The sequence below is a fragment of the Bacillus sp. ChL18 genome, from assembly GCF_026241425.1.
In the GTDB taxonomy this organism is placed as follows: Bacteria; Bacillota; Bacilli; order Bacillales; family Bacillaceae; genus Bacillus; species Bacillus velezensis.
Window position 1 is genome coordinate 2,066,719 of record NZ_JAPHWE010000001.1, and the last position, 24,103, is coordinate 2,090,821.

General features: G+C 47.3%; 27 protein-coding genes. 13 read left to right on the forward strand and 14 right to left on the reverse strand.

Annotated features, from left to right (window positions below):
- Positions 1 to 40 precede the first annotated feature (40 nt).
- On the forward strand, positions 41 to 259 hold the full coding sequence (locus OQ477_RS10235; RefSeq protein ID WP_003155245.1) for a hypothetical protein: 219 nt from the start codon (positions 41 to 43) through the stop codon (positions 257 to 259).
- Between the two features lie 56 nt (positions 260 to 315).
- Here OQ477_RS10235 and yhzE2 read toward each other — a convergent pair whose 3' ends face one another.
- Together yhzE2 and yhzE1 are read right to left on the reverse strand one after the other, a co-directional pair.
- Positions 316 to 402, reverse strand: a complete 87-nt coding sequence (gene yhzE2, locus OQ477_RS10240; RefSeq protein WP_003155248.1) for a sporulation protein YhzE2 — start codon at positions 400 to 402, stop codon at positions 316 to 318.
- Between the two features lie 124 nt (positions 403 to 526).
- Positions 527 to 613 carry a sporulation protein YhzE1 gene (gene yhzE1 / locus OQ477_RS10245; protein ID WP_017417375.1) on the reverse strand — a complete coding sequence of 29 codons (87 nt, stop codon included), beginning with the start codon at positions 611 to 613 and terminating at the stop codon, positions 527 to 529.
- A gap of 158 nt (positions 614 to 771) precedes the next feature.
- On the opposite strand from yhzE1, the gene OQ477_RS10250 reads away from it, so the two are divergent.
- Entirely contained in the window at positions 772 to 1,629 is an 858-nt protein-coding gene (locus tag OQ477_RS10250) for a peptidylprolyl isomerase (RefSeq protein WP_032874331.1), read from the forward strand.
- 38 nt (positions 1,630 to 1,667) lie between these two features.
- Here OQ477_RS10250 and OQ477_RS10255 read toward each other — a convergent pair whose 3' ends face one another.
- The 6 genes from OQ477_RS10255 to OQ477_RS10280 all read right to left on the reverse strand — a co-directional run bounded on the left by OQ477_RS10255 (position 1,668) and on the right by OQ477_RS10280 (position 9,389).
- Positions 1,668 to 1,895, reverse strand: a complete 228-nt coding sequence (locus OQ477_RS10255) for a sporulation YhaL family protein (RefSeq protein ID WP_032874329.1) — start codon at positions 1,893 to 1,895, stop codon at positions 1,668 to 1,670.
- 114 nt (positions 1,896 to 2,009) lie between these two features.
- Positions 2,010 to 2,954, reverse strand: a complete 945-nt coding sequence (yhaM, locus tag OQ477_RS10260; RefSeq protein WP_003155251.1) for a 3'-5' exoribonuclease YhaM — start codon at positions 2,952 to 2,954, stop codon at positions 2,010 to 2,012.
- 73 nt (positions 2,955 to 3,027) lie between these two features.
- Entirely contained in the window at positions 3,028 to 5,910 is a 2,883-nt protein-coding gene (locus tag OQ477_RS10265) for an ATP-binding protein (RefSeq protein WP_265972312.1), read from the reverse strand.
- Positions 5,907 to 7,130 carry a metallophosphoesterase family protein gene (locus tag OQ477_RS10270; protein ID WP_265972313.1) on the reverse strand — a complete coding sequence of 408 codons (1,224 nt, stop codon included), beginning with the start codon at positions 7,128 to 7,130 and terminating at the stop codon, positions 5,907 to 5,909. Before OQ477_RS10270 ends, OQ477_RS10265 begins: the two co-directional genes overlap by 4 nt.
- A 110-nt stretch (positions 7,131 to 7,240) precedes the next feature.
- Positions 7,241 to 8,500, reverse strand: coding sequence for an ABC transporter permease (locus OQ477_RS10275; protein WP_032871100.1), 1,260 nt, complete (start codon positions 8,498 to 8,500; stop codon positions 7,241 to 7,243).
- The gene (locus OQ477_RS10280) at positions 8,493 to 9,389 is read right to left on the reverse strand and encodes an ABC transporter ATP-binding protein (RefSeq protein WP_007409231.1); all 897 of its coding nucleotides are present in this window, start codon (positions 9,387 to 9,389) and stop codon (positions 8,493 to 8,495) included. Before OQ477_RS10280 ends, OQ477_RS10275 begins: the two co-directional genes overlap by 8 nt.
- A gap of 105 nt (positions 9,390 to 9,494) precedes the next feature.
- On the opposite strand from OQ477_RS10280, the gene OQ477_RS10285 reads away from it, so the two are divergent.
- Complete coding sequence (locus OQ477_RS10285) at positions 9,495 to 9,680, forward strand: YhzD family protein (protein ID WP_015239502.1); 186 nt, start codon at positions 9,495 to 9,497, stop codon at positions 9,678 to 9,680.
- A gap of 24 nt (positions 9,681 to 9,704) precedes the next feature.
- Here OQ477_RS10285 and OQ477_RS10290 read toward each other — a convergent pair whose 3' ends face one another.
- Positions 9,705 to 10,472 carry an enoyl-CoA hydratase gene (locus OQ477_RS10290; RefSeq protein WP_044053066.1) on the reverse strand — a complete coding sequence of 256 codons (768 nt, stop codon included), beginning with the start codon at positions 10,470 to 10,472 and terminating at the stop codon, positions 9,705 to 9,707.
- 184 nt (positions 10,473 to 10,656) lie between these two features.
- Between OQ477_RS10290 and OQ477_RS10295 the strand changes: the two genes are divergently transcribed.
- The 3 genes from OQ477_RS10295 to OQ477_RS10305 are packed head-to-tail and all read left to right on the forward strand — an operon-like array spanning position 10,657 to position 12,757.
- Positions 10,657 to 11,010: a hypothetical protein gene (locus tag OQ477_RS10295; RefSeq protein ID WP_014417322.1), complete on the forward strand. Its 354-nt coding sequence runs from the start codon at positions 10,657 to 10,659 to the stop codon at positions 11,008 to 11,010.
- Between the two features lie 27 nt (positions 11,011 to 11,037).
- Complete coding sequence (locus tag OQ477_RS10300; protein WP_265972314.1) at positions 11,038 to 11,535, forward strand: cation:proton antiporter regulatory subunit; 498 nt, start codon at positions 11,038 to 11,040, stop codon at positions 11,533 to 11,535.
- Positions 11,536 to 11,542: 7 nt separating this feature from the next.
- Entirely contained in the window at positions 11,543 to 12,757 is a 1,215-nt protein-coding gene (locus tag OQ477_RS10305; protein ID WP_003155266.1) for a cation:proton antiporter, read from the forward strand.
- A 27-nt stretch (positions 12,758 to 12,784) separates the two neighbouring features.
- On the opposite strand, the gene OQ477_RS10310 is transcribed toward OQ477_RS10305, so the two are convergent.
- From OQ477_RS10310 to OQ477_RS10320, 3 genes are all read right to left on the reverse strand, one after another.
- Complete coding sequence (locus OQ477_RS10310; protein ID WP_265972315.1) at positions 12,785 to 14,074, reverse strand: lysine N(6)-hydroxylase/L-ornithine N(5)-oxygenase family protein; 1,290 nt, start codon at positions 14,072 to 14,074, stop codon at positions 12,785 to 12,787.
- A 100-nt stretch (positions 14,075 to 14,174) separates the two neighbouring features.
- A complete protein-coding gene (locus tag OQ477_RS10315) occupies positions 14,175 to 15,677 on the reverse strand; it encodes a coproporphyrinogen III oxidase (protein WP_265972316.1) in 1,503 nt (500 codons plus the stop codon).
- A 112-nt stretch (positions 15,678 to 15,789) separates the two neighbouring features.
- Entirely contained in the window at positions 15,790 to 16,656 is an 867-nt protein-coding gene (locus OQ477_RS10320; RefSeq protein ID WP_007409237.1) for a Cof-type HAD-IIB family hydrolase, read from the reverse strand.
- Positions 16,657 to 17,039: 383 nt separating this feature from the next.
- Between OQ477_RS10320 and OQ477_RS10325 the strand changes: the two genes are divergently transcribed.
- Positions 17,040 to 18,179 (forward strand): DNA alkylation repair protein, encoded by a 1,140-nt coding sequence (locus OQ477_RS10325; protein WP_265972317.1) that lies wholly within the window; start codon positions 17,040 to 17,042, stop codon positions 18,177 to 18,179.
- A 38-nt stretch (positions 18,180 to 18,217) separates the two neighbouring features.
- Here the strand turns inward: OQ477_RS10325 and OQ477_RS10330 are convergent, their stop codons facing one another.
- Both OQ477_RS10330 and OQ477_RS10335 read right to left on the reverse strand, forming a co-directional pair.
- Positions 18,218 to 18,568, reverse strand: coding sequence for a YlbF family regulator (locus OQ477_RS10330; protein WP_014720937.1), 351 nt, complete (start codon positions 18,566 to 18,568; stop codon positions 18,218 to 18,220).
- 85 nt (positions 18,569 to 18,653) lie between these two features.
- Complete coding sequence (locus OQ477_RS10335) at positions 18,654 to 19,787, reverse strand: DUF445 domain-containing protein (protein ID WP_265972318.1); 1,134 nt, start codon at positions 19,785 to 19,787, stop codon at positions 18,654 to 18,656.
- Between the two features lie 238 nt (positions 19,788 to 20,025).
- Between OQ477_RS10335 and OQ477_RS10340 the strand changes: the two genes are divergently transcribed.
- The 6 genes from OQ477_RS10340 (at position 20,026) to OQ477_RS10365 (ending at position 24,069) form a co-directional block, all read left to right on the forward strand.
- Entirely contained in the window at positions 20,026 to 21,117 is a 1,092-nt protein-coding gene (locus OQ477_RS10340) for a YheC/YheD family protein (protein WP_265972319.1), read from the forward strand.
- Positions 21,107 to 22,465 (forward strand): YheC/YheD family protein, encoded by a 1,359-nt coding sequence (locus OQ477_RS10345; protein WP_007409242.1) that lies wholly within the window; start codon positions 21,107 to 21,109, stop codon positions 22,463 to 22,465. Before OQ477_RS10340 ends, OQ477_RS10345 begins: the two co-directional genes overlap by 11 nt.
- A gap of 81 nt (positions 22,466 to 22,546) precedes the next feature.
- Positions 22,547 to 22,762 (forward strand): YheE family protein, encoded by a 216-nt coding sequence (locus OQ477_RS10350; protein WP_012117190.1) that lies wholly within the window; start codon positions 22,547 to 22,549, stop codon positions 22,760 to 22,762.
- A gap of 224 nt (positions 22,763 to 22,986) precedes the next feature.
- Positions 22,987 to 23,193 carry an alpha/beta-type small acid-soluble spore protein gene (locus tag OQ477_RS10355; RefSeq protein ID WP_014417315.1) on the forward strand — a complete coding sequence of 69 codons (207 nt, stop codon included), beginning with the start codon at positions 22,987 to 22,989 and terminating at the stop codon, positions 23,191 to 23,193.
- A gap of 101 nt (positions 23,194 to 23,294) precedes the next feature.
- Positions 23,295 to 23,420: a hypothetical protein gene (locus tag OQ477_RS10360; RefSeq protein ID WP_007610363.1), complete on the forward strand. Its 126-nt coding sequence runs from the start codon at positions 23,295 to 23,297 to the stop codon at positions 23,418 to 23,420.
- 28 nt (positions 23,421 to 23,448) lie between these two features.
- The gene (locus OQ477_RS10365; RefSeq protein WP_265972323.1) at positions 23,449 to 24,069 is read left to right on the forward strand and encodes an NAD(P)-dependent oxidoreductase; all 621 of its coding nucleotides are present in this window, start codon (positions 23,449 to 23,451) and stop codon (positions 24,067 to 24,069) included.
- Positions 24,070 to 24,103 lie beyond the last annotated feature (34 nt).

Below are 24,103 nucleotides of genomic sequence, written 5' to 3' on the forward strand. Positions count from 1 at the left end.
TTACATTCTATCTTTTTTAATAAATATTTGGTAATGTAATATGGGAGCAGTTCAGAGAGAGGGGGAATCTCCCATCATTTTATTCTATTTTATCGTGGCTGCCCTGTTTATTCTTTATTTCATAAACAGGCTCACAAATACATTATGCCTTGTCAGAGAGATTCCTGAAGACCGGCAGGATAAGGTATTCCGTTTTATTAATGTATCTATTTTAATTTTACTGATCTCTTCATTCGTCGAGATCTCCTTTACTGTGTAAACAGGCAAAAAAATATGGCTGACGGAGGTCTGACCCCCGACAGCCATATTTTTTTCTTAATAAAGCCAAGAAGCGCCGATGATGATCAATAAGATGAACAGAACAACCAATAATGCAAAACCGCCTGCAAATACTTCACCCATCTCCAAAAGCACCTCCTACAAAACGTTTTATTTTTCCAATTACATCATATGCAATTTACTTCTGAAACGATTAGGCGCCCGGGTAAGAAAACGGACCGCTTTTAGAAAAAGCGATCCGTTTCGCTTAACAAATGTAAGCTGCACCTACGATAATAAGCAATATGAACAGTACTACGAGCAGTGCGAAACCGTTTGAATATCCTCCGCCCATGGTTCATTACCTCCTTTTCATGATCAATATATTTGTATGTATCAGGAAAAAGTTTGACTAGACGAATGCCCTTTATTTAAAATCTTTTTACAGAAAGCCACAATATGTTATGATACGCATATGCAATTTAATTTGGATGATTAGGAGTGTTTAATGGAATGAAGAAAATCGCGATAGCAGCTATTACGGCAACGAGCGTCCTGGCTCTCAGCGCTTGCAGCAGCGGCGACAACGACGTGATTGCCAAGACGGATGCCGGAAATGTAACAAAAGGCGAGCTCTACACGAACATGAAAAAAACCGCGGGCGCAAGTGTGCTGACACAGCTCGTACAAGAAAAAGTATTAGCAAAAAAATACAAAGTATCGGATAAAGAAATCGATAACAAGCTGAAAGAGTACAAAACGCAGCTCGGCGATCAGTACAGCGCCCTTAAACAGCAGTACGGCGAAGATTACCTGAAAGATCAGGTGAAGTACGAACTGCTTGCACAAAAAGCGGCGAAAGACAACATCAAAGTGACTGACTCCGATACGAAAGAATATTACGACGGCTTAAAAGGTAAAATCCGCGCGAGCCACATCCTTGTCGCTGACAAAAAGACAGCTGACGAAGTGGAGAAAAAGCTGAAAAAAGGCGAGAAGTTTGAAACGCTTGCGAAAGAATATTCAACTGACAGCTCAAAAGACAACGGCGGCGACCTTGGCTGGTTCGATAAAAAGTCAATGGATGAAACATTCAGCAAAGCTGCATTCGGCCTGAAAGTCGGACAAGTCAGCGATCCGGTCAAAACCAAATTCGGTTATCATATCATCAAAAAGACAGAAGAACGCGGCAAATATGATGACATGAAAAAAGAACTGAAAGAAGAAGTTCTTAAGCAGAAATTAAACGACAACTCAGCTGTACAGGCGGCAATTCAAAAAGTCATGAAAAAAGCTGACGTAAAAGTTGAAGACAAAGACTTAAAAGACACGTTTAACACTTCAACATCATCATCTTCTCAATCTAAATAAAAAAACTGTGCGGGCTCTCGGCGAGCCGCACAGTTTTTTTATGCGATGGAATGATTGGAGTTTTCTTCTGCATCCCCGTTTTCACCTGCGGGCGCCGCCATACGGCGCTCGCGTTCCTGTTCCATCCGTTCAATATATACCCTTCCTTCTTTTTCAATAAACGACTGGTCAAGCTTTTCCTCTTCTTTAGCTGTTGTAAAAAGCTTATAAGCGCTGAAAATAATTCCGATAATGCAAAGGTATACCCACCAAGGAAAAAATAGCACGTCGGTTTCCTCCCTTTTTCACCCAGAGTCTTTATTCTAAGCTATGCTTGATAAAGACAAGTTATGAGAGCTGAACGTAAAAAAGACCGATCATAGAGAATCGGCCTTTTTATCTTATTGATGGAAAGTCGGTTTGTAGAAAGAACGGTTTTCAAGCGCAAATACACGCTCTGTGTATTCGCCCGGCTTCACCCGTTCCAGCGCTCTGTCCATCATGATCATTTTTGCATCCAGATTGTCAATGTAGTGCAGAATTTCCGCTTCTTTCACCATCGGCGGTTTCGGGCTTCCCCATTCCGCTTTTCCGTGATGGCTTAAAATCAAATGCTTCAGAATCAGCACTTCTTCAGCGTCAATCTGAAGCTCTTCGGCTGCTTTTGAAAGCTCTGTCACCATGATCGAAATGTGTCCGAGCAGATTCCCTTCCACGGTGTACGTTGTGGAGACGGGGCCTGAAAGCTCTTTTACTTTGCCTAGATCATGCAGAATGACTCCGGCATACAGTAAATCCCGGTCAAGAGACGGATACAGATCGGCAATCGCTTTTGCCAGGTTCAGCATGGACACTACATGATACGCGAGCCCGGAGACGAACTCATGGTGGTTTTTAGCCGCCGCCGGGTAATCCATAAACTCAGCCGCATATTTTTTGACCAGATGTCTTGTGATCCGCTGGATGTTTGGATTTTTCATTTCAAAAATGTATTGAGTGACGGTTTCCATCATTTCGTTTTTCGGAATCGGCGCCGTTTCCAGAAAATCATCAATGCTGACATTTTCGTTCTCGCCGGCCGGCCGGATGTTTCTCAGCTTAAGCTGGTTTCGTCCGCGATAGTGATGGACATCTCCGATCACCTTCACGATCGTCTGCGCCGCGTACGTTACTTCATCAGTCGGCTTGGCATCCCACAGCTTCGCTTCGATATCTCCCGATTGGTCCTGCAGCATTAACGTCAGGAATGGTTTTCCGTTGCTTGCGATTCCCTTAGTCGAAGATTTAATCAGAAAGTATTGATCGACCTGCTCGCCGACCTCGTGCAGCATAATACCTTTTGCCATTCTATTAAAAGCTCCCTCCATATCTTACATAATACCAGTATAGCACATACCTCTTTTTTGAAAATAAACTCTTTTATGACAGGAGCCGCATGACTTGTCCGCTTTGAAAAGACCGGCTGACATGCTCATGGCAGGTGAAATAAAGTATCTGCCGCCCGCCTTCTGAAAGCTGATTCAGCACATCAAACAGCCGCTGCAGTCTCTGCCTGTCAAAATGGACAAAACTGTCATCAAGTAAAAACGGCAGTGATACCGCAGATTCCCTCTCTGACGCAAGGGCAAAACGAATCGCCGCATAAAGCTGCTCGCATGCCGCCTGTGAGAGTTCGCCTGCAGAAAACACCGTTCCGTCTTTCCGCATGACCATAATGGAATCATCAGCCTCGGAGAAATACAATTTGTGGTAGCGTCCGTCCGTAAGCGGTCCGTATAATGCACCGGCGGTTTCTAACAGACGGGGAAGCGTCACTTTTTTATGCCGCTCCATTTTTTCCCTTATAATGTGTCTGACCGTCTGTAATGCGGCCCACTCTTTAGCGGTTTTTTTCACGCGCTCCTTCTGCATTTCTGTCTGCTGTTTTAAATCGGATACAAGCCCCGAGGACTCCAGCTGCTCTTGCTTCACCGTTAATAAAGCGGTTTGCTCACGGAGCTGGGCGCTTTTTTCCTCAAGCGTTTTTTTCTCTGTTTCCTTTTGAACGACTGTATGTTCAAGTTCGGATACTGTGCGGCTCATGTACGGCTCCAGCTGTTTTCCGCCTATGCCGGACAAGTGCGTTTTGATTTCGCGCAGCTGCCGCTCTGTTTCCCGGCGGCTTTCATTCAGCCTGGCGAGTTCACAAAAGTGTTCGCGGTTTTTTGCGCCTGCCGCCATGAAAAGCTGTTTGACCTGCTGTTCGTAGTAATGAACTTCTTCGTTTAATTCACGCATTTGCTCTTGTGCATGCAGCAGATCCGTTTCGAGCGCCTGTTTTCGTTTTGCTTCCTCACGGGCCCGTTCCGCCTGAGCCAGCAAAACGTGCAGTCTTTCTTTTACGGACAGCTCCCTTCCGTCTGAAGGACTCAGCTTTTTGACCCGGTCCTCAAATGCTCTTTGCAGCTTTTGCAGCCTGCCCTCTTCAATGGTCAGCTCATGCTTGTTAAGGATTTCTTTTTTGACATCTTTCATCACATGATATGCGTCAAGAAGATGGGCAGGACTTCCTGAAAACCCCAGTTCCTTCATAAAAAGTTCCGCCTGTTTTTCAGACGGCGCCATTTCGGCCTCCCATTCTTCATATTGGCGGATGACCCTTTCATATGCCGATTCTTTCTGTTCAAGCACGGCTTGATCCGCAATCAGCTGCTGCCGGTGCCGGCCGTCACGCCAAAGCTCTTCCTGCAGAAGATCAGCCGCTTCTTTGGAGATCGCCGGCTTCTTTTTCTTGTGTCCGGGCCTTCCTCTTTCTGACGGCAGCGGTTTTTGCGTGCCGGACAGCATATACAGCAGCAGAGCACCGGTAAAAAGGGCGGCGGGCAGCCATTCCTTTAACATAGCGAAAATCGCAATGAACAGAATGCCCGCACCGAGAAAGAGCTTTTTTTGTTTGGCGCGCTGTTTTTCCAGATGCTGAACATGTGCCTGCCATTCGTTTCCTTCTGTATCAGCCGTTTGCTTATATGCTTGTAAAGCGGCTTCTTTTTCTTTCCTGACAGCGGGGTCCAAAATGTTTTCCGCCGTCACGGCATGTTTTCGTTCGGCTTCTTCCAGCTCCAGCCGCGCTTGTTCGAAAATCGCATCAAGCTGTGTCTTTCTTTCTCTAGCCTGTCCGGCGCTCTGCACGGCTTCCTGCAGCCGCCATTCATATTCATAATCGGTGTTCAGTGAAAGAATGCCGTCCTCCTCATGTCTTCCGAGCTGCTGCAATCCTGACGAAACGCGGGCAGATGTCTGCCGTATCTGTGATTGGATGGCGGCAAGCTGTTCGCCGCGCGATTCATACATATGCTGCTCGCCGGAAAGCTCCTGCAGCTGCCGCTCTTTTTGCAGCAAGACCTCATTTGGAGCGAGCAGCTCAGCCTGCCGTCTGAGTTCAGCCGCTTTTGCCCGAAGCCCCTCAAGACGGGCCGCTTTCGGATGGAGATGCGATTCGTATTTTTCAAGCTGATGCATTCCGTCCTTCGGGAATTGCTTCAATGCTTCCGGATAAGAAGAAAGTTCGCTTTCCAAGGCTGATTTTTTGTCTGCGAGCGGCTTTGCTTCTATCATCGATTTTACTGTTTTGATTTCTTCAGTTATGTCTTTCAATCGTGCTTCGGCATCCTGCAAACGGCCGCCGGCGCTTTTTTTCTCTTCCAAAAGGCTGTGATAGCCCGCTTCCGCAGCTTCCGCCTGTTTCAGCTGGGCGCTGAGCCGCTTTAATGTATCCAACTCCTGATTTAAGCGGGGGTTCCGCCCGTTCGGCTTATACATCCTGTCAAGTTCTTTTGCCAGTCGCCCGTCAAGCTTTGCCGCCGCTTCCGACCCGAATAAGCTCGAATACAGGAGAAACTCGCCGATTTTGTCCCGGTTAAAAGCTTGAATCTCCTGCAGTCCGAATACATCAAACGAATAGATCGCTTCGTACAGCGCCCGATCTGTATCGGAGAGAAGCTGTTTGAGCCATTCTCCGTCCTTGATTTCACCTGAAGCCGTATACACTCTGACTTTTTCGGCAGCGCCTTTTGTCCGTTCGATTTTGACGGCACCGTGATCGCCATGCTTCAATTCCACAGTGCCGCCGTAAACCCCGCCGTTTTTCGGTTCGTATTTTTTTGATTTCGGAAAACCGAACAGCACGCTTTTGATGAAGGACATCAATGTCGTTTTACCCGCTTCATTTAACCCGTAGATCACTTGCACGGGAGAATCAGACAGCTGAAAACTTCGGTCGGAAAATTTTCCATATTGGTAAATATGCATTGCCGTTATTTTCATCGCTGAAGCTCCTTCATTTGGCGTCTTAAAACGGCTTGAGCCTGCCGTTTAATATCCAGCATCTCTTCATCTGTAAATGAAGCCACCTGACGCCGGTATACGGGATGACGCTCAAGGGCTTCAAATACACCGCTCATGTCCGCGCATTGTTCTATGTCCTGAAGCAGCCCTTTAAAAAACGGATCGGGCGGCACGCTGTCTGTTTCGTCCGTCCGATCCTCAAGCGCAAGCGGCCAGACGAAACATTCCTCTTCGGCCTCTTCCTCCTGTAAAGCGGAAAGAAGCTCCTCCGCGATGCCTGCGGGTGCCTCCGTCCAAAAGCGGGGCGCTGCGCCGCGAAGCACCAGCCTGACACATGCCGGGCGGCCCGCCGCGCGCAAGCCGGAGAATGTATCCGATGCGGTTTTCAGAAGTGAAGTCATATGTTCAGCTCCGGAGATATCAAGATCAATTTCCTCCCATAACACATCATGCGCTTCTTTGAATTCCCAAGACATCTCACCGTTTGCCGCCCGGACGAGATAATATCCCTTAGGTCCGGTTTCTTTTAAATGCCGGGCTTGAATATTCCCGGGGTAAATGGCGGCGGGATGCTGGGCGGACAGAACCTGCCGTTTATGAATGTGTCCGAGCGCCCAGTAATCCATGCCGCTTTTTTCAAGGTCTTCTTTCGTAAACGGGCAGTACGGGTCATGCCCTTCCGCTCCTGATAACATGCCGTGGAGCATGCCGATATGATAAGGCGCGCCGGTCATTTTGCGGTAACGGGCCGCCTGATTGACCGTTACGCTTCTTTCCTGATAGCTGCATCCGTATATGCTTGCCGCAAGCTCTCCGTTTTTAAAGAAAGATTTTTCCTCCGGTGTATCCGAGGTGAAGATATGTACATTTTCCGGCCATTCAATCGGGGTCCACTTACCGCCCAAATGATCATGGTTGCCGAATATGACGAACACTTGGATATCCGCTTCATGTAATCTCGCAAACTGTTTTCTCAAAAACAGCTGGGCTTTTAAACTTCTGTTGGCTTCGTCAAACAGATCCCCAGAAAGCAGCACGAAATCTGCCTGCTCCCGGAGTGCCCCGTCCGTCAGTCGGCGGACGCTGTGAAATGTGCTTTCTTTAATACGCGCATATACCGGTTCAGGCAGATTCGAAATGCCGTAAAACGGGCTGTCCAGATGCAGGTCAGCGGCATGAATAAACGTCAGATCAGCCATCTCGCCCTCCCCTTTCTGCAAATTGAATTACCCTTATTTTAGCACCGTTTTTATACGAATGCACGTTCTGCAAAATAAAAAAACAGCCCGGCTGTTCCGGGCTGTTTCACTTATTTTTTGGAGATGCGCAGCGCTTGTTTGATCGCTTTGAATCCGCTGGCGTTTCCGTAAATCAAAACGCCGCCTTTGTAAATTTTCGCGCCGACCGCCGCAAAGATCACGATAGTGAGCAGTGTCAGGGCGATTCCGGCCGCAGCCTGCCAAAACGGGATATCGAGCATCCCGACGCGTAAAAACATAATCATCGGCGTGAAAAACGGAATGTAAGATGTAACGGTAATAAAACCGGCGTCAGGATTGCCGATGCCGAACATGGCGATCATAAAACCTGCCACGACTAAAAAAACCATCGGCTGAATCGTCTGCTGTACGTCCTCTATCCGGCTGACAACACTGCCTAGAAACGCGGCAAGCGTCGCGTAAAGAAAATAGCCGAGTAAATAGAAAATGACGGCATAGACTATCGTCGAGACGGGAACATCCGTAAAATTGAGAAATGCACTGATCGGCGACGACGCATCATTTTGAGGGTTCAGCTTCAGTGAGAGATAACCCGCTGCAATCAGCACCGCAAACTGTGTGATCCCCACGAGCGCGATACCGAACAGTTTGGCAAACATCTGCTGAATCGGCGGCATGCTTGAAATTAAAATTTCCATGACGCGGGACGATTTTTCCGTCGCCACTTCCATCGCAATCATGCTTGCGTACATGATAACTGAGAAGTAGATGACAAACAGCATGATGTATACAAGCCCCATTACCTGACCGAGCTCTTCCTCAGACTTCGCCCCTTTTTCCAGCGCGTCTTTGCTGACTTCCGGCGGAGTGTAGAGGCTGCTGACTTTTTCTGCCGAAATGCCGAGCTTGGCGGTTTCGACAGCGGTTTTTGTCTGGGTTAAAGCCTGCTTGAGCAGTTTATACGCTGATTCATCGGAAATGGTCAGCGCCTTGTATGCTCCTGTTATCGTTCCTTTTTGATCTTGTCTGATGATAAACAGTCCGTCCCATTCACCGTCTTTGACACGCTTTACGGCATCTTTTTCGGACTCCTTCGTCTCCATTGCCTGCAGATCATTGTCTGTATCCGCCGCTTTAAGCTGTTTTGCAAACGCCGGGTACAGCCCGCCCGTTTCATCAATCACTGCGATTTGCTGCTTGCCGTCATCCGATTGAAAAACGGAAATAATCGATTGCAGGTTGGTCACCGCTAATACTAATAAAACGGTAATGGCGGTCGAAATAATGAATGACTTTGTCGTGATTTTGTTTTTATATGTATGAAACAGCATAATCCAAAATTTATTCATAAACGGCCCCCACCTTTTCTATAAAAATATCATGCAGTGACGGCTCTTCCAATTCGAACTTCCGTATAAAACCTTTCCCTTGAAGCGCCCGGAAAATATCCTGAGAAACAGGTTCATTCGCGACCTGCAGTCTGATCCCGTCATTTGTTTCCTTCCATTTCACGACGCCTTCATGCGTTTTTAAAAAGCTGAGGTCATCATCTGAATGAACGGTGACATTTTTTTTGCCGAAAGACCGCTTAATGTCTTTCAGATTGCCTTGAACGACGGGTTTTCCCTTCTGGAGAATGCATAAATTCTCGCAAAGCTCTTCCACATGCTCCATTCGGTGGCTTGAAAAAACGATGGAAACGCCGCTGTTTTTCAAAGAAATAACCGCTTCTTTCAGCAGCTCGACATTCACCGGATCAAGACCGCTGAAAGGTTCATCGAGAATCAGCAGTTCAGGCTTATGCAGGACGGCCGAAATGAACTGGATTTTCTGCTGGTTTCCTTTCGACAGCTCTTCGACTTTCTTATTCTTGTAATCTGTAATGCCGAACCGCTCGAGCCATGTCATGAGCTCTTTTTCCGCCTCTTTTTTGCCCATTCCTTTTAATCTCGCCAGATAGACAAGCTGGTCACTCACCTTCACTTTCGGATACAGCCCCCGCTCTTCCGGGAGATAGCCGATTTTTTCACTGATGGAATAATTGACCGGCTGCCCTTTCCAGGTGATATGCCCGTCAGTCAGGCTTAAAAGACCTAAAATCATCCGAAAGGTCGTCGTTTTTCCCGCGCCGTTTGCGCCGAGCAGCCCGAACATTTCCCTTTCAGGTATTTGCAGGTTCAAATTGTCAACAGCGGTAAAGCTGCCGAATGTCTTCGTTACGTTTTCAATTGTAAGCACGAATCCAACTCCTTCCTTGACCCATTATATACTATTAATGGGTAAAAATTAATGGAGGATTTTAAATTCTTTATCAGAATATCATTCTATAAAGGGGGTGACATGATGGGACAATATGTATTGACCGCATTCCATGCGTCGGGAGAAACGCTGCTGAATGAACGGATCGAAGCGGATAATGAGGCGGAGGCGAAGGCCGCCGGAGAGGCTTTGTTAAAGGAAAAAAAGCTTGAGAACAGTACTCATCGCTTGGTAAATGAAGCCGGAAAGCTGATTTTATTCCACAGATAACAGAAGCTTTCCGGCTTCTGTATTTTACCGGTTAAATTGCGGCGTCCGTTTTTCTAAAAAGGCGCGGATGCCCTCTTTATGATCATCCGTTTTTCTCATATTTTCCTGGGCCTTTCGTTCAAGAGACAAAACGTCTTTTAACCGGCTGATATGGAGGCTCTGATAAATAGCCTTCGTTTCAATCATCGCTGACAGCGGCGCATGCAGCAATCGGTCGATATACGGTTGTGCCCCCTCCGCAGGACCTCCGCTGAACAGCCCGTCGGCCAGCTTGAGCCGCACCGCTTTTTCAGCCGGCAATTTTTCACCGCTCCAAATCAGTTTTTTCGCTTCGATCTCACCGACGCGTCTCATTAATAAATAATGGCCTCCTCCGTCGGGAACCAATCCGATGCCGATGAAATTCATCGCGAGGCGGGCGTTTTCTTCGGCGAGCACCATATCGGCGCACAGCGCGAAACTCAGCCCGAGCCCCGCCGCGGCTCCGTGGATGGCGGCAATCACAATTTTTTTCATATCATAGAGGGTCAGCGTAATGGATTCGATCATTTTCATGAGCCGTTCATATTCTCCTGAATCATGATCCGACGTCATCATCTGAATATCACCGCCCGCGGAAAATCCCCGGCCTTCCCCCCGTAAAAGCACGATAAGCGCTTCGCTGTCGGCTGCCATAACGCATGCATTTTCCAATTCCCGGAGCATTTGTTCATTCAGCGCGTTGTAACTGTCAGGCCGGTTCAGCACAATCTCTGCGATCTTTCCCTTTTCTTCATAACGAATATACTGCATGTTTACATCCCCCTTGAATCCGCTTACATATTTTGTTCAAATGATATATTCCTTTCCCCGAAGCAAAACTCCTTTATTTTTCAAGGTCAACGGATACCGAAAAATGCATATCATTTGAAACTGAACATACATTTTTATATAGTGAAATTGATATACAAAACAAAAGGGGGGAAAAACGCCGATAATGAAATATGTGATACTCAGCTTATTACTGAGCTTTTTTATGGTGCTGTTCCCCCCTTCGGATGTCGCTCTTCCTTCCCAATTGGTGACAGAAACAGACAGCCATGTACAAATTTCGGTTTACCCGCAGGAAACGGATTCGGCAAAGACGCCGGTTCAAACCAAAACCGCTCCGCAAGGCCTGTCAAAAGGATACGGTGCGTTATCCCGGATGATCTCCCTGTTATCTGTCAAACCTCTTGATCAATTCATTGATTCCACAATGGAAAGGACATGCGCCATCCCGATACAATACCAGTCAAATTACCTCCGGCATCAGACCATTTCTCATTGCCAATCTGTATTTACGGTGTAAAAACAGTATATTCCGGAGGTATTTTTTATGAATATTAAAGAAAACGATCTGCCCGGCATCGGGAAAAAATTCGAAATCGAAACGAGAAATCATGAAAAAATGACGATCATCATTCATGATGACGGCAGGCGGGAAATTTACAGATTCGATGACCGCGACCCTGATGAGCTTCTGGCAAGCATTTCACTTGATGATGCGGAAGCAAGACAGATTGCCGCGATTATCGGCGGGATGGTGTACAAACCGCAGGCGCTTGAATCGATTGAAATGGCGTTCAGCGATCTGATTATCGAATGGTTTAAAGTTGAAAAAGGGGCAAAAGCGGCAGGGCGGACGCTCGGCGAACTGGATGTGCGCCAGAACTATGACGTGACGGTCATCGCCATCATTAAGCATGACCAGAAAAAGTTTTTAAACCCGGGCGCTGATTCGCTCCTTGAAGCAAACGATACACTCGTCCTCTCAGGTGAAAGAAAGCATCTGAAGAAACTGATCCGAGACTTCCTCTCCAGAGACGGAGTGTGATCTGTTTATGGACCATCTCGTGTTTGAAGTCGGTACGGCATTAGTTCTTGTGGCCATTGCGAGTGTCATCGCCAATAAAATTAAATTCTCGATCATCCCCTTCCTGATCATTTTAGGAATGCTCGTCGGGCCGCACGCGCCCCAAGCGGGCATCATTGACCTGACGTTTATCGAAAGCCGGGAAGTGATTGAATTTTTCGGGCGGATGGGCGTCCTGTTCCTCCTCTTTTACCTCGGGCTTGAATTCTCGGTCGGAAAATTAGTCAAATCCGGACGTTCAATCGCCGCCGGCGGAACGATTTATATTCTGATTAATTTCAGTTTAGGGCTGATCTACGGCTTTATCACGGGCTTTTCCTTTTTGGAAGTGCTTGTATTGGCGGGCGTCATCACGATATCATCAAGCGCCATTGTCGCAAAGGTGCTTGTCGACTTAAAGCGCACGGCCAATCCGGAAACGGAGCTGATTCTCGGCATCATTATGTTTGAGGATATCTTTCTGGCGGTTTACTTGTCCGTCGTTTCCGGGCTTGTTCTGGGAGACGCGACGTCTGTCGGAGGCGCGCTGATGTCAATCGTGATCGCTTTCGGATATATGCTGCTGTTTTTCATTGCCGCCCGAAAATTGCCGCCTCTGCTGAACAAGCTGCTTGATATCCGTTCAAACGAGGTATTTGTCATCGTCATTTTCGCCGCGCTCTTTTTCATTGCCGGCTTTTCCGAAACGATTCATGTCGCTGAAGCGATCGGCGCGCTCTTGCTCGGACTCGTGTTTTCGGAGACGGCCCATTCTGACAGGATTGAGCATCTTGTCGTGCCGTTCCGTGACTTTTTCGGGGCCATGTTTTTCTTCAGCTTCGGTCTCAGCATTGATCCGTTTTCACTCGGAGATGCGGTATGGCTTGCCCTCGGCGCCGTTCTGCTGACGATTGCCGGAAACTTTATCGCCGGCATGATCGCCGGGCGCCGGGCGGGGCTTTCTCATAAAGCATCGTCCAATATCGGGCTGACCATTGTGTCCCGCGGCGAATTCTCCATTATCGTCGCAAATCTCGGCATCGCCGGCGGCCTGTCCGCTTCACTTAAACCTTTCGCCGCCTTATATGTTCTGATACTGGCCATCTTCGGCCCTTTACTCACGAAAGAATCGAAGCGGATATATCTCCTGTTGAACAGCGTGTTCAAATGGAAGACGCCTGAAAAGAAGCCGCAGAAATCATAAAAAAAAAGCTGACCTCTTCATAAGAGGTCAGTTTTTTTGAGCGGGAAGAAATTGCTGAAAAGCCGTTTTTTTATTAATGGAGAAATGCTCTTTTCCCAGAATGGTATTGATGATTTTTTGGTTTCTGTAAACAGACAGCTTCAAATTCGTAGCGCCCGTTCCGTGAGCATGATCAAGATTCGTTAATGTGAAAAAATGATGCCGCCTGTCGTCCTTAAAGACAAGACGGGAATCGGCCGTCACTTTAAACCGTTTCTCATCCTCCCATTCGATATCGGGGGCAATTGCCGTAAACCATTCCGGAATATGAGGTTTAAAGCCGGTCGCCAATATCACTTTTTCTGAATCGGCCGTAAAGGTTTCATCCATCTGCCATTGATGAAAGCTCAGTACGCAGCGCCCGTTTTGCTTTTCAATTTTTTCAAGCTCCGCCATCGGCTGAATATACACGTCAGGCGAACCTCCGCTGATCGATCTGTGATACAGGGCATCGTAAATGGCGGCAAGTGTGTCAGAATCAATGCCGTGGCGCAGTCCGTCCAGCTCAGGGAGTGTGTTCAGCCGTTCTTTAAAAGGCAGGCGGTTAAAATATTCCACATAATCAGGTGTAAACATTTCCTGCCCGAGCTTGGCGGTTTCCAATTCTCGAAATCCGGCGGAGCGTGTCACCCATTGCAGCCGGCTGCGGCGGTATTGTTCATCGTGCAATAAGTCAGAAAAGATCTCCGCGGCGCTCTGTCCGGAGCCGACTACTGTAATTGATTCGGCGCCGGCGAGCTCGTCTTTCCGAAACAAATATTCCGTGCTGACCATCGTGTTCTGACGCGCTTCGTCAGCAATCTCTGCGGGAATAAGCGGCTCAGACCCCGTCCCCATGACGAAATGCTTCGTTTGATAGACACTGATGCTTCCGTCCTCAATGTTCTTGACGCTGACGTCATAATGGTCGCCGGCATTTTTCACACCGATTACCTCTGAGCCGAAACGGCATGATTTGATTTCTGAAGCCGCCCAGCTCAAATAGTCGTTAAATTCCCGTCTCGGAATATCAAATTCATTAAACGTATAAAACCGGTACAGCCGGTCATGTTCATGGAGAAAGTTTAAAAACGTGTAGCGGCTTTTCGGATCGGCGAGCGTGACCAGGTCCGCCAGAAACGCCACCTGTAAATCCGTCCCTTTAATTAATAGACCGGGATGCCACGCAAATTCTTTCTTTTTATCGAAAAAAAGAGCGTCTGTTCCTGGTATATCCTCTAACAATGCGGCAAGCCCTAAATTAAACGGCCCGATTCCCGCTCCTATGACATCATACATAATTACACCTCTTACGAATAACAGTCTGATGGTCTTTTCCCGTTTTTGCAGACGGTTAAACATAAAAAAACGGCACGCTGATTCCGTGCCGTTTTTGATATTATAATGCAGATTTGACGAACATCTCATCTAAGTATTTGATTTTCTCTTCTGTATAATGCTCGAATCGGTCATTATATGATTTCGGATCTTTCGGATTGGCGAAGTGCGTGATTTTTCCGGTTTCCGGATGAATGAATTTGCTTGCCGCGCCGCAGCCGATACCGATAATCGTCTGCACTTCTTCCATAATCATAATGTTGTAGATGCTTTCCTGACCAGGGAAGGAGTAGCCGACATTTTCAAGGTTTCCGAGAATGTTTTTCTGCCGGTACAAGTAGTACGGCGTATAGCCGTGCTCTTTTGTCCAGCGGACGGCGTCATCCATCATGCGGGACACTTCCTGTCTGTCGGCAACCTTATACTTATGCTTGTTTCTCGTCATTTCTGACGCCCGTTTAAAAGAAAGCGTATGAACGGTCAAAGATTCAGGCATCAGCTTTTCCGTTTCCTCAAGACTGTGCCTGAACTCAGCCGTCCCTTCTCCCGGCAGGCCGATGATCAGGTCCATGTTGATGTTATTCATGCCGTGTTTGCGGGAAAGATGATATTTTTCGATGGTTTCTTCAACTGTATGGTGTCTGCCGATGGCCTTAAGCGTTTCGTTTTCATAAGATTGCGGGTTAATGCTGATTCTGTCAATCTTATACTTATTTAAAACGGCCAGCTTTTCCTCCGTAATCGTGTCGGGACGGCCCGCTTCAACGGTAATCTCCCTGGTATTCGCGACATCCGGGAAAGAGCGGACCATTTCTTCATATAAAAGATCCATTTCTTCAGCGGTAATGCTTGTCGGCGTGCCGCCGCCGAAATAAATGGTCGTCACTTTGATATCATGCCGTTTCAGCCATTCTCCGATTTTCTGCATTTCATAGTGAAGCCCCCATAAAAAGGAGCCGACTCTTCCCGCCTGTCCTTGAATGGCATAAGCCGGAAACGTGCAGTAGGCGCATTTCGTCGGGCAGAACGGGATGCCGATATATATGCTGACTTCATCTTTGACGCGGTACAGATCGGGAACCGCAGCGAGCTGGCGGTCGACGATCTCCTGCATCAGATTGATTTTTTCATCATGGATCAAATAATCTTTTTTCAGATCGGCGTGCGCCTCTTCTTTTGTCAGGCCGCTCTGCAGCTTTTTATGAAGAAGTTTAGTAGGCCTGATGCCGGTTAAGATTCCCCATTTTTGTGTCATGCCCGTATGCGATTGAAGAAGATTTAAGTAGACATATGACAGCGTGTTTTTCACCTGTTTAAATACTTCTTTTTCGCTCCATCCGGCAAGAAGCGGTTTCGTGTGATGTTCCTTTTCGCCGGTTCCTTTGATTTCTCCGGATACCGACACGCTGTCTGCATCTTGAGAAATGGCAAGTGAGATGACGAGATCAGAGGGCTCCTCCGTTTCGCCGTACGCAAGAACACACTCTTCAAAAAATAAATTCGCGATGTTTTGCAGCGGACGATGCAGCCTGTCATCCGTGATGCCGTCTATTTTTATTTGCAATGTGATCACCTTATTTTTCAGATTCAAAACTTTCTTTAGTGTACAGAAAGAACAGGCTAAAATCAATCCGCGAAAAAGCCGCAGACCGGCGGTTCGCGTCTGCGGCTCTTGATTACGGCCGTTTCATATGGAACTTATCGAGAAAGCCTTTGCGGTGCTGCATGCGGAAATATTCCTTAATCATATAGGCGACTCCCTGTTCATCATTTGACCTTGTCACCCAGTCCGCTTTTCTTTTTAATTCATTTGAGGCATTCCCCATCGCGACGCCGAGACCGGCCAGCTCGATCATCGGCAGATCATCTTCCTGATGGCCGATAGCCACAACCTCTTCCATTGAAAGCCCGAGATCAGCGGCGACCATCGAAAGTCCGCTTTCTTTTGAAACCCCTTTAGGCACGATGTTCAGTTTTTCTCCGTTGACGCGGATCACATCGACGGCCGGGAATGCTTTCATTATCGTATCCGTTATATCAGCCTGCAGGCCATCTTCGGCATGCACTTCAATGACGGGCGCTGAAACCGGCTCATCAAGGAGCAGGTCACTTAATGATTCGACAAACTGCACCGGATAAAAAATCGGGTCAGACGGGTGAATCATCGTTTTCCCGACCAGATTGGAGTTCACTTTCTTCTTGTTTCCGATCGAATATTTTTCGTGAAGAAGCCGGATATTGCATGGATAGCTTTCCAGCACCTGAACAATATTAAACGTGTGATCTTCTGATATTTTCTTTTCAAAAAACGGCTCATCTATTTTTTCAGAAATGTATGCGCCGCTGTGGGTAATCAATTTTGCATTCAGCTTTAATATTTTCGCCACTTTTTGAGCGGAGCGAAAATGGCGGTTTGTGACCAGTGTGACGTAAATTCCTTTTTTCTTGACGTATTCGATGGCATCCTTTGTCGTCTGATGAAGTTTGCCGTTAGAGCGAAGAAGCGCTCCGTCTATATTTAACGCCAGCATTTGTTTTGACACAGAGAAGTCCCCCTCCTTGATGACTGTACTTGTCATTAGGATATGACCCTGTCTCTTTGTTTAGAACAACCTTTTCTCCGCAGCAAAAAAGCCTGCCTCAAGCAGACTTTGAACTGTCGTTTTGTTGGGATACGATCGATTTGCTGCCTTCTCCCCAATGTGTATTTCTATTTACGAAATATATCAGGAACCCCTTATTTGACCGTTGATGCGCTCGTTTCACTTACTCTCTGTTGCTACCCCTTAACATACCAGGCAGTATAGGCGACCGTATCCTTAGATCATCTGTAAGTGTAGGCGCTTTCAGAGTTATTATCTCAATTATATTATTAAAAAACAAGGGTTTTTTTAACTAAAAAAATCAGAAGAAATATCTATGCTGAATGTATGATAAAGTTGAAAGAGAACATACATTCTCATATAATAAAAGAAAAAAAGCGGTGACTGTCATGTCTCTATTAAAAGATATTTATAACGAAGAATTTGCAGAAGCACTGTTCAACAGAATCAAATCGGCGTATCCGGCTTTTGAGCGGGACAAGTGCCGGGCGCTGATGTTTCAGGAAGATTGGTCCGGACTGACGTTAAAACAGCGGATGCGCCGGATCACAGACTCTCTATATGAAACACTGCCGAAGGATTACATACGGGCGCTTGACGTCTTATATGAGACAGCTCCCCACTTCTCAGGGCTCGCCGGGATTATTTTTCCCGATTATGTCCAACAGTACGGAACGGATCACTGGGACGAATCCATGAAGGCGCTTCAGTATTTCACTCGTTTTTCCACTTCCGAATTTGCGGTCCGCCCGTATATCAGGCTTGACCGGGAGCGGATGTTCAAAGAGTTCCTTTCCTGGACGGAGCATCCGGACGAACATGTCAGAAGGCTTGCCAGCGAAGGCTCAAGACCGCGCCTGCCATGGGGAATCTCCATTCCGGCTCTTCTTGAAGATCCTTCTCCGATTCTCCCTGTTCTGGACCGCTTGATGCAGGATGACTCGTTATATGTCAGAAAAAGCGTGGCGAATAACCTGAATGACATCTCCAAAACACATCCGGATCTTCTGGTACAGATCGCAGCCGAGCGGTTCGGAAGCTGTCCGCACACGGACTGGATTTTGAAGCACGCCTGCAGGACACTGTTAAAAAGAGGAGACAAACAGGCGCTTGCGGTTTTCGGGTTTGAAGACGCCTCCCGGATTTCATTGGAACGTTTTACATTGAATTCGGAAACGGCCGCCATCGGAACAAGCATACATTTTTCTTTTCAGATCCGCTCATCCGCCCGGCAAAAAGTCAGGGTTGAATACGCGATTGATTTTGTAAAGAAAAGGGGGCACCGCAGCCGCAAGGTGTTTAAGATGTCGGAGTCCGCCATGGATAACGGAGACGTAAAAACCTTCAGCAAACATCATTCCCTTAAAGATTTAACCACCCGCAAGCATTATCGGGGAATTCACACTCTGTCTGTCATCATTAACGGAACGGTAAAAGGTTCGCTTGATTTTTCTGTTGAATAAAAAAACCCCTCCATTTCATAGATGGAGGGGTGTGGAGCTTATTCCGGGCTGCCGTAAAGCTCTTCAAGAGGTTTCATAATGATTTTGTTTAACTCGCCGATCAGCATGCTCATGCGCTGTTCCGCTTCCATCAGCTGAGAAATCAATTCATGCTGCTGTACGAGAGCAACCGTTTTTTGTGCCTGCTCTACCTCTTCCTGAGTGATTTCTTCACCTGACATCTGTTTCTGCTGAAGCTGCAGCTGTACATTGCGGAAGTTATCAAACATGCGTTTTGCGGATTCATCTGCGTTTACTTGATCATAAAGCCCTCTCAGACGGCTGTATTCATCACTGTTTCGCAAAGCTTTTTCAAGATCATATGCTGCATCATAAAAATGAACTGCCATAATAACCGCTCCTTTCTTCCTTTCGGACATACCACTCCACTATAACAGACTGCGGAGCGACTTTCATCATCGGCGTATGTTTTCCTTAGAAAAGAATGACAAACAAAGCCTGAATTGCTCCGATTATCCCGCCGAGCAGACCGCCTAAATACGTTATCATCTTAAATTCTCTCTTGGAAATCGACAGCACCATTTCCTCCAGCCGTTCAACGGGAAACTGATCAACCTGCTCTTTGACCACTTCCTCAAGACGCAGCCGTTTCAGCACATCCTCCAAATGAGCGGCAATACCGCCGAGTGCCGCATCAAGCAGCTTCGGCGCGTACGTCCCCGTAATCTCCCCTTCATAACGGGAGATGATGTCACCGAGCCGGCATTCGAAAAAGGGCGCGGTTTGAAGTGCGGCCAAAGCCCGCTTTTTCATGCTGAACAGCAGATCTTTCGCATTCCACTTTTCATCGGCCTCATAAAGTGTATAAGATTTGAGCTTGCCCCATTCTTGAGAAAGCAGATCAGCCAGAAGCTTTTTCGTTTCCTCATTGCGCAAAAACTTTAACAGCTCAGGCAGCACACGGTCTGCCAAGCTTGAATTGCCGAGGAACATCTGCACCATGCCGCCGAGCATCCCCCGGGAATTCAAAAAGTCGTCAATCATATTTCCGAGCCTGTCTTTCCCTTCTTCGCTTTCAAAATAATCGATGCTCCGCTTCAGGATATAATCTGCGGCCAGCGGGATTTTTTCATCCAGCTTTTCCTGAAGCTCATCAGGAAGCCAGTCTTTTATGGCGCGGTGCTCATATTTCCGGTAAAGGTCCGAAAGCTTTTCATCGGTAAAACGGTCAATCCAGGCATCCGTCTTTTCCTGCGGATTCCGGATGCCCGCGGCGGCCAAAGCTTCGTGCACCGTCATCTCGGAAGCGGCCATTTTTTGTGTGAATTGTTCGGCGAAAAGAAGCGCCTGGTTTTTAACGGTATCTGACAACAGCCGCTTTTTTATTCCTTCCGGGGTTAAAAGGTGGTTCGTCACCATGAGTCCCATTTGTTTTGCCAATTCATCCCGTCTTTTCGGGATCAGCCCCGGGGTAAACGGAACCCGTTTTCCGAACAGGTAATACGGCCGGTACGGACGAAATAACATCTGAATGGCAAAATGATTTGTCACCGCACCGATCGCGGCTCCGATCACAATCATAAATAGAAACGTTCCTGCTATGCCCATTCCTTTTCTTCTGCCTCCATCTAATGTTCTATTTTCTTGATGATATATCTATTCGTATTATAGAGGCTGGCGGGCATGCGGGCAAATGAAGAACCTGAATTGTTGTTTGTGAGGAATAAGGCAAGATGCTGTTTCGTACTCTTTACAGTAGATCATCTTTTATGATGCGCCTTAGCATATTTATTGGATGGAAGGGCCGTTCCATCAGCGGCTTTTTGAATAAAGGGGGAGTAATAATATGACAACACTCGGTTTTATGTCTGTATCCCGCCGGCACGAAGAAGATTACGCCGGGGAATTGGCTGAAAGAGCGCCTCAATATAATGTGCGCTTAGCCCGCTTTACACCGTTTGATATATTTCCGGATTCTTTGCGCGTGAAAGCGCTCGTCTATCACCCGCAAAGCGGAAAGTGGGACGAAACGGAAATCGATATTCCCGAATATATTTACGACCGCTGTTTTTACGGAAAATCCTCTGAAGCGCAAAAAGCCAAACCGATCGTCGAATGGCTGAAAAAATATCCGAAAACGGAATTTATCGGCCGGGGGCTTCCTGATAAATGGACGATCACGGATGCGCTCCAAAAGCATCATCTGATCAGTCCCTATATTCCTGAAACGGCCGAAGTCAGCCGCTATGAACAGGTGCAATCATACTTAGCCAAGGAAAAAGCATGTATACTTAAGCCCGCTTTCGGCGCGGGAGGCAGAGGCATCATCCTGCTTGAAACAGGCAAAAAATCAATTACGGCCACTTACTATATCGGAAAAAACAAACAAACAAAATCATTTTCCAATCACGTGTCTTTTAAGTCTTGGTGCAAAAAAGTGCTGCAGCACCGCTATTTGCTTCAATCCTACTTAAATATCCAGGATAAAGAGCGGCATCCGTGCGACATCCGCATTTTTATGCGTAAAACTGAGTCAGGCGTTTGGGAAACGGTCGGAAAAGCGGTCAGAAGGGGTTATCAGAACGGTCTTTTATCTCATTTGCCCGGAGGATCAGAACCGATTAAGTTTGACACATGGTTTGAGGAAATTCCGAGAAAGCAGCAGGCCGTTTTATTGGATGATGTCTTTTCGATCACCCAATCCGTCCCTTATTTCCTTGATGAACGGTTCGGACCGCTGTTTGAGCTGGGGCTCGATATTTGTTATGCCAAAGACGGACGCATCTGGCTTTTGGATGTCAATTCAAAGCCGGGACGGAAAGCTATTTTAAGCGTGGCTCCGGAGGCGAAAGAGGATTTGTATACGGGTCCGCTGAGACGCTTCCGCGAACTTCAGTCACAGGAAAGCCGGAAAGGAGTATTACCGCGTGAATCATAAAGGGATGATTGTCGGCATCGATAAAAAAAGCAAAAATACGCTGTTTCTCCCCTCCTCCATGAAACGGGAAGGGCTTTTATCCGCTGCCTTCGGGACCAAGGTTGTCAAATGCCGTGTAGCCTTTTCTCAATCACTTGAAAAAAGCGCGCTCCTTTCTGAAGATTTGTTTGAGGAGCTGTTGATACCGCATAAAAGCCGGGCTGACTTTCTCATACACGGCCAGACGGTGCACATCGGACCGCTGATCGGCGTTTTCACAGCCGGGTTCACATCATCGCCGTCCCGCCCATTAAGAGACCGTACAGCCTTCTTTTCCAAGATGCTCTCTCTTCATGAACAGGCGAACGGATATTGTTTCGTTTTCGGGGCCCATCAGATCAACTGGGAAGAAGGCACCGTCCAAGCGCTGATTTATAAAGAAAACAGCTGGAAACGGACGGCCGTCCCGCTTCCGAATGTCGTATATGACAGGCTCCCCAGCCGAAAAACGGAAGAAGTTCCGCTTTTACAGCAGACAAAACAGAGGCTGATGAATGACTATCAGATTCCGTGGTTTAATCCGCAATTCTTTAATAAGTGGGACATTCATAAGCTTCTGGAAAAAAACAGTCTCACCGCTTCACTTCTGCCAAAATCTGTCCTGCACCCGAATGCGGAAGCGTTAGAGACGTTATGCAGCACGTTTGGCACCGTCTATATCAAACCTGCAGACGGCGCACTCGGAACGGGGATTTACAAGGTGGAAAAAACAGATGCCGGCTTATCTGTCAAACACACGAATGAGGAAAAAACGGTGGTGACGGCAGAGTATTCAGATGCGGCATCCTTCATGACATCATTTAAAGAAAACAATGACCCGTCCGCATTTTTAATTCAGCAAGGCATTGACCTGATCCGGCTGGATGGGCGCCCCGTCGATTTCAGGGTGCACACGAATAAAAACGCCGAAGGAAAATGGACAGTGACGGCCATTGCGGCAAAAATTTCCGGTGAAAACAGCATCACGACGCATCTGGCAACCGGCGGAGAAGTCAGGACGTTAGCTGAATTATACGGTGATCCGCGCGAGAGAGTCGGCATGATGCGGAAACTTTCAAAAGCCGCCTTGGCGGTCAGCCGCGTGTTAAATGAGCACATTGAAGGTTTTATCGGCGAAATCGGTTTTGACCTCGGTGTCGATCATTCAGGGAAAGTTTGGATGTTTGAAGCCAATTCCCGCCCCGGGCGCAGCATTTTTTCCCATCCGAAGCTGAGATCGGTCGATTACCTGACAAAACGGAGAAATTTTGAATACGCGTCGTATTTATCAGAACGGTCCATCACCGCCCCGGAAAAACTTTGGCGGTGAGGCTGTCTTTTTTAGGTTTACCCGGGACAGGCAATGAACGATGAGCTACAATGAACAAGATCAACATTTCCCCTAAGGAGCGTGAACGTCATGATTTCGCACTTCAGCTGGAAACCGTTATTCAAAAAAGAGAAACTGCCCGGATGGCGGATTTCATTTTACTGGCAGGGTACGCATTACGAAGGGATTTACCATAAGTCCGGAGACATTGAATGGGGACACACACATCCGGGAAAAGAAGAGCCGGCTCTCGTAAAAGAGCTGCATGAATTAATGCTTTATCACATATATGACTGAAAGCTAAAAGCTCAGCCGCACCAGGCTGGGCTTTTCTTTTCCCTTCCGCTATTTACCACACCGTTTTCCGAATGAGATGCCGTTTGATTCACCATAATACGTAGTACAAAGCGGCAAACAGCATTGGGTGAAGCCGAGCTGGCAATGGTTTTCATTCCGGAAATCATCGGCTGGTGCAATTCCAGCAAACCCAACCATATTACTTTATAAAGGAGATCATACAAATGGCAAACAACAACTCTTCAAACCAACTAGTAGTACCCGGCGCTGCTCAAGCAATCGACCAAATGAAATACGAAATTGCTTCTGAGTTCGGCGTAAACCTTGGCGGAGAAACAACTTCTCGTGCAAACGGTTCTGTCGGAGGAGAAATCACTAAACGTCTAGTATCTTTCGCACAGCAGAGCATGGGCGGCCAAGGCGTACAATAACTCAATAAATGGCTTACAGAAGGCGCGGGATACCGCGTCTTCTTTTATGCCGTCACCCTTTTTTCCTATTCCACATACCCTAGGAAAAAAGGAGGGAAAACATGTCATTCATTGCCTCAGTCAATTGGGAGCTGTTTCAGTTCGTAAGTGTTTCTTTGGTCAATGAATATGTTGCCCACCATTTCCCGTTTATTCACAGGTATTCTTTTCCCCGCTGCTTTGAATGATATAATGAGCGGCGAGGAGGTTTTTTACATGAACATCGCTTTAGTCGGAGCAACGGGAAGAGTAGGACAGGCTTTTATAAAAGAAGCGCAGAAACATGGACACATCGAGATATTCGCTCTTGTCAGATCAGCCGGAACAGTCCTTCCCATTCCTGAAAAACAAATCATAACAGGGAATGCGAGGCGGCGGGAAGATGTAAGCCGATTGATTTCCAAAGCGGACACAGTCGTGAGCTGTCTCGGCACGGACGGTGACGATACCCTTTCAGCCGCTATGACCCATATAATAGACGGCATGAAACGGCATCATGTTCAGCGTCTGATTACGATCGGCACCGCGGGTATCCTTCAGTCACGGCTTATGCCTGATCAATACCGTTTTGAATCGGCAGAATCAAAACGAAAATCAACAAGAGCCGCAAAGGAACACGCCCGCGTATACGAGATGCTGCTGGCAGAGGATCTTGACTGGACGATCATCTGTCCCACCTACCTTCCTGACGGAGATGCTGCCGGAGTTTACCGGTTCGAACAGGATCGCCTTCCTGAAGACGGCGCTGAAATCACCGTCGGAGACACGGCGCATTTTCTATACCGTGAGCTGATCAGCCCTCAGTTTGTCAGAAAACGGGTGGGACTGGCTTACTGAATGAAAAAAAGGGCGAATCTTTAGATTCACCCTT

What these genes read in the sequence shown, in the direction of transcription:
- OQ477_RS10365 (WP_265972323.1), top strand. Translation starts at nt 23,449, where the DNA reads ATGAACATCGCTTTAGTCGGAGCAACGGGAAGAGTAGGACAGGCTTTT.
- OQ477_RS10295 (WP_014417322.1), top strand. Translation starts at nt 10,657, where the DNA reads ATGAAATATGTGATACTCAGCTTATTACTGAGCTTTTTTATGGTGCTG.
- OQ477_RS10330 (WP_014720937.1), bottom strand. Translation starts at nt 18,568, where the DNA reads ATGGCAGTTCATTTTTATGATGCAGCATATGATCTTGAAAAAGCTTTG.
- OQ477_RS10290 (WP_044053066.1), bottom strand. Translation starts at nt 10,472, where the DNA reads ATGCAGTATATTCGTTATGAAGAAAAGGGAAAGATCGCAGAGATTGTG.
- OQ477_RS10335 (WP_265972318.1), bottom strand. Translation starts at nt 19,787, where the DNA reads ATGGGCATAGCAGGAACGTTTCTATTTATGATTGTGATCGGAGCCGCG.
- OQ477_RS10305 (WP_003155266.1), top strand. Translation starts at nt 11,543, where the DNA reads ATGGACCATCTCGTGTTTGAAGTCGGTACGGCATTAGTTCTTGTGGCC.
- OQ477_RS10300 (WP_265972314.1), top strand. Translation starts at nt 11,038, where the DNA reads ATGAATATTAAAGAAAACGATCTGCCCGGCATCGGGAAAAAATTCGAA.
- OQ477_RS10270 (WP_265972313.1), bottom strand. Translation starts at nt 7,130, where the DNA reads ATGGCTGATCTGACGTTTATTCATGCCGCTGACCTGCATCTGGACAGC.
- OQ477_RS10325 (WP_265972317.1), top strand. Translation starts at nt 17,040, where the DNA reads ATGTATGATAAAGTTGAAAGAGAACATACATTCTCATATAATAAAAGA.
- OQ477_RS10250 (WP_032874331.1), top strand. Translation starts at nt 772, where the DNA reads ATGAAGAAAATCGCGATAGCAGCTATTACGGCAACGAGCGTCCTGGCT.
- yhaM (WP_003155251.1), bottom strand. Translation starts at nt 2,954, where the DNA reads ATGGCAAAAGGTATTATGCTGCACGAGGTCGGCGAGCAGGTCGATCAA.
- OQ477_RS10360 (WP_007610363.1), top strand. Translation starts at nt 23,295, where the DNA reads ATGTCATTCATTGCCTCAGTCAATTGGGAGCTGTTTCAGTTCGTAAGT.
- yhzE2 (WP_003155248.1), bottom strand. Translation starts at nt 402, where the DNA reads ATGGGTGAAGTATTTGCAGGCGGTTTTGCATTATTGGTTGTTCTGTTC.
- OQ477_RS10355 (WP_014417315.1), top strand. Translation starts at nt 22,987, where the DNA reads ATGGCAAACAACAACTCTTCAAACCAACTAGTAGTACCCGGCGCTGCT.
- OQ477_RS10310 (WP_265972315.1), bottom strand. Translation starts at nt 14,074, where the DNA reads ATGTATGATGTCATAGGAGCGGGAATCGGGCCGTTTAATTTAGGGCTT.
- OQ477_RS10340 (WP_265972319.1), top strand. Translation starts at nt 20,026, where the DNA reads ATGACAACACTCGGTTTTATGTCTGTATCCCGCCGGCACGAAGAAGAT.
- yhzE1 (WP_017417375.1), bottom strand. Translation starts at nt 613, where the DNA reads ATGGGCGGAGGATATTCAAACGGTTTCGCACTGCTCGTAGTACTGTTC.
- OQ477_RS10235 (WP_003155245.1), top strand. Translation starts at nt 41, where the DNA reads ATGGGAGCAGTTCAGAGAGAGGGGGAATCTCCCATCATTTTATTCTAT.
- OQ477_RS10275 (WP_032871100.1), bottom strand. Translation starts at nt 8,500, where the DNA reads ATGAATAAATTTTGGATTATGCTGTTTCATACATATAAAAACAAAATC.
- OQ477_RS10265 (WP_265972312.1), bottom strand. Translation starts at nt 5,910, where the DNA reads ATGAAAATAACGGCAATGCATATTTACCAATATGGAAAATTTTCCGAC.
- OQ477_RS10285 (WP_015239502.1), top strand. Translation starts at nt 9,495, where the DNA reads ATGGGACAATATGTATTGACCGCATTCCATGCGTCGGGAGAAACGCTG.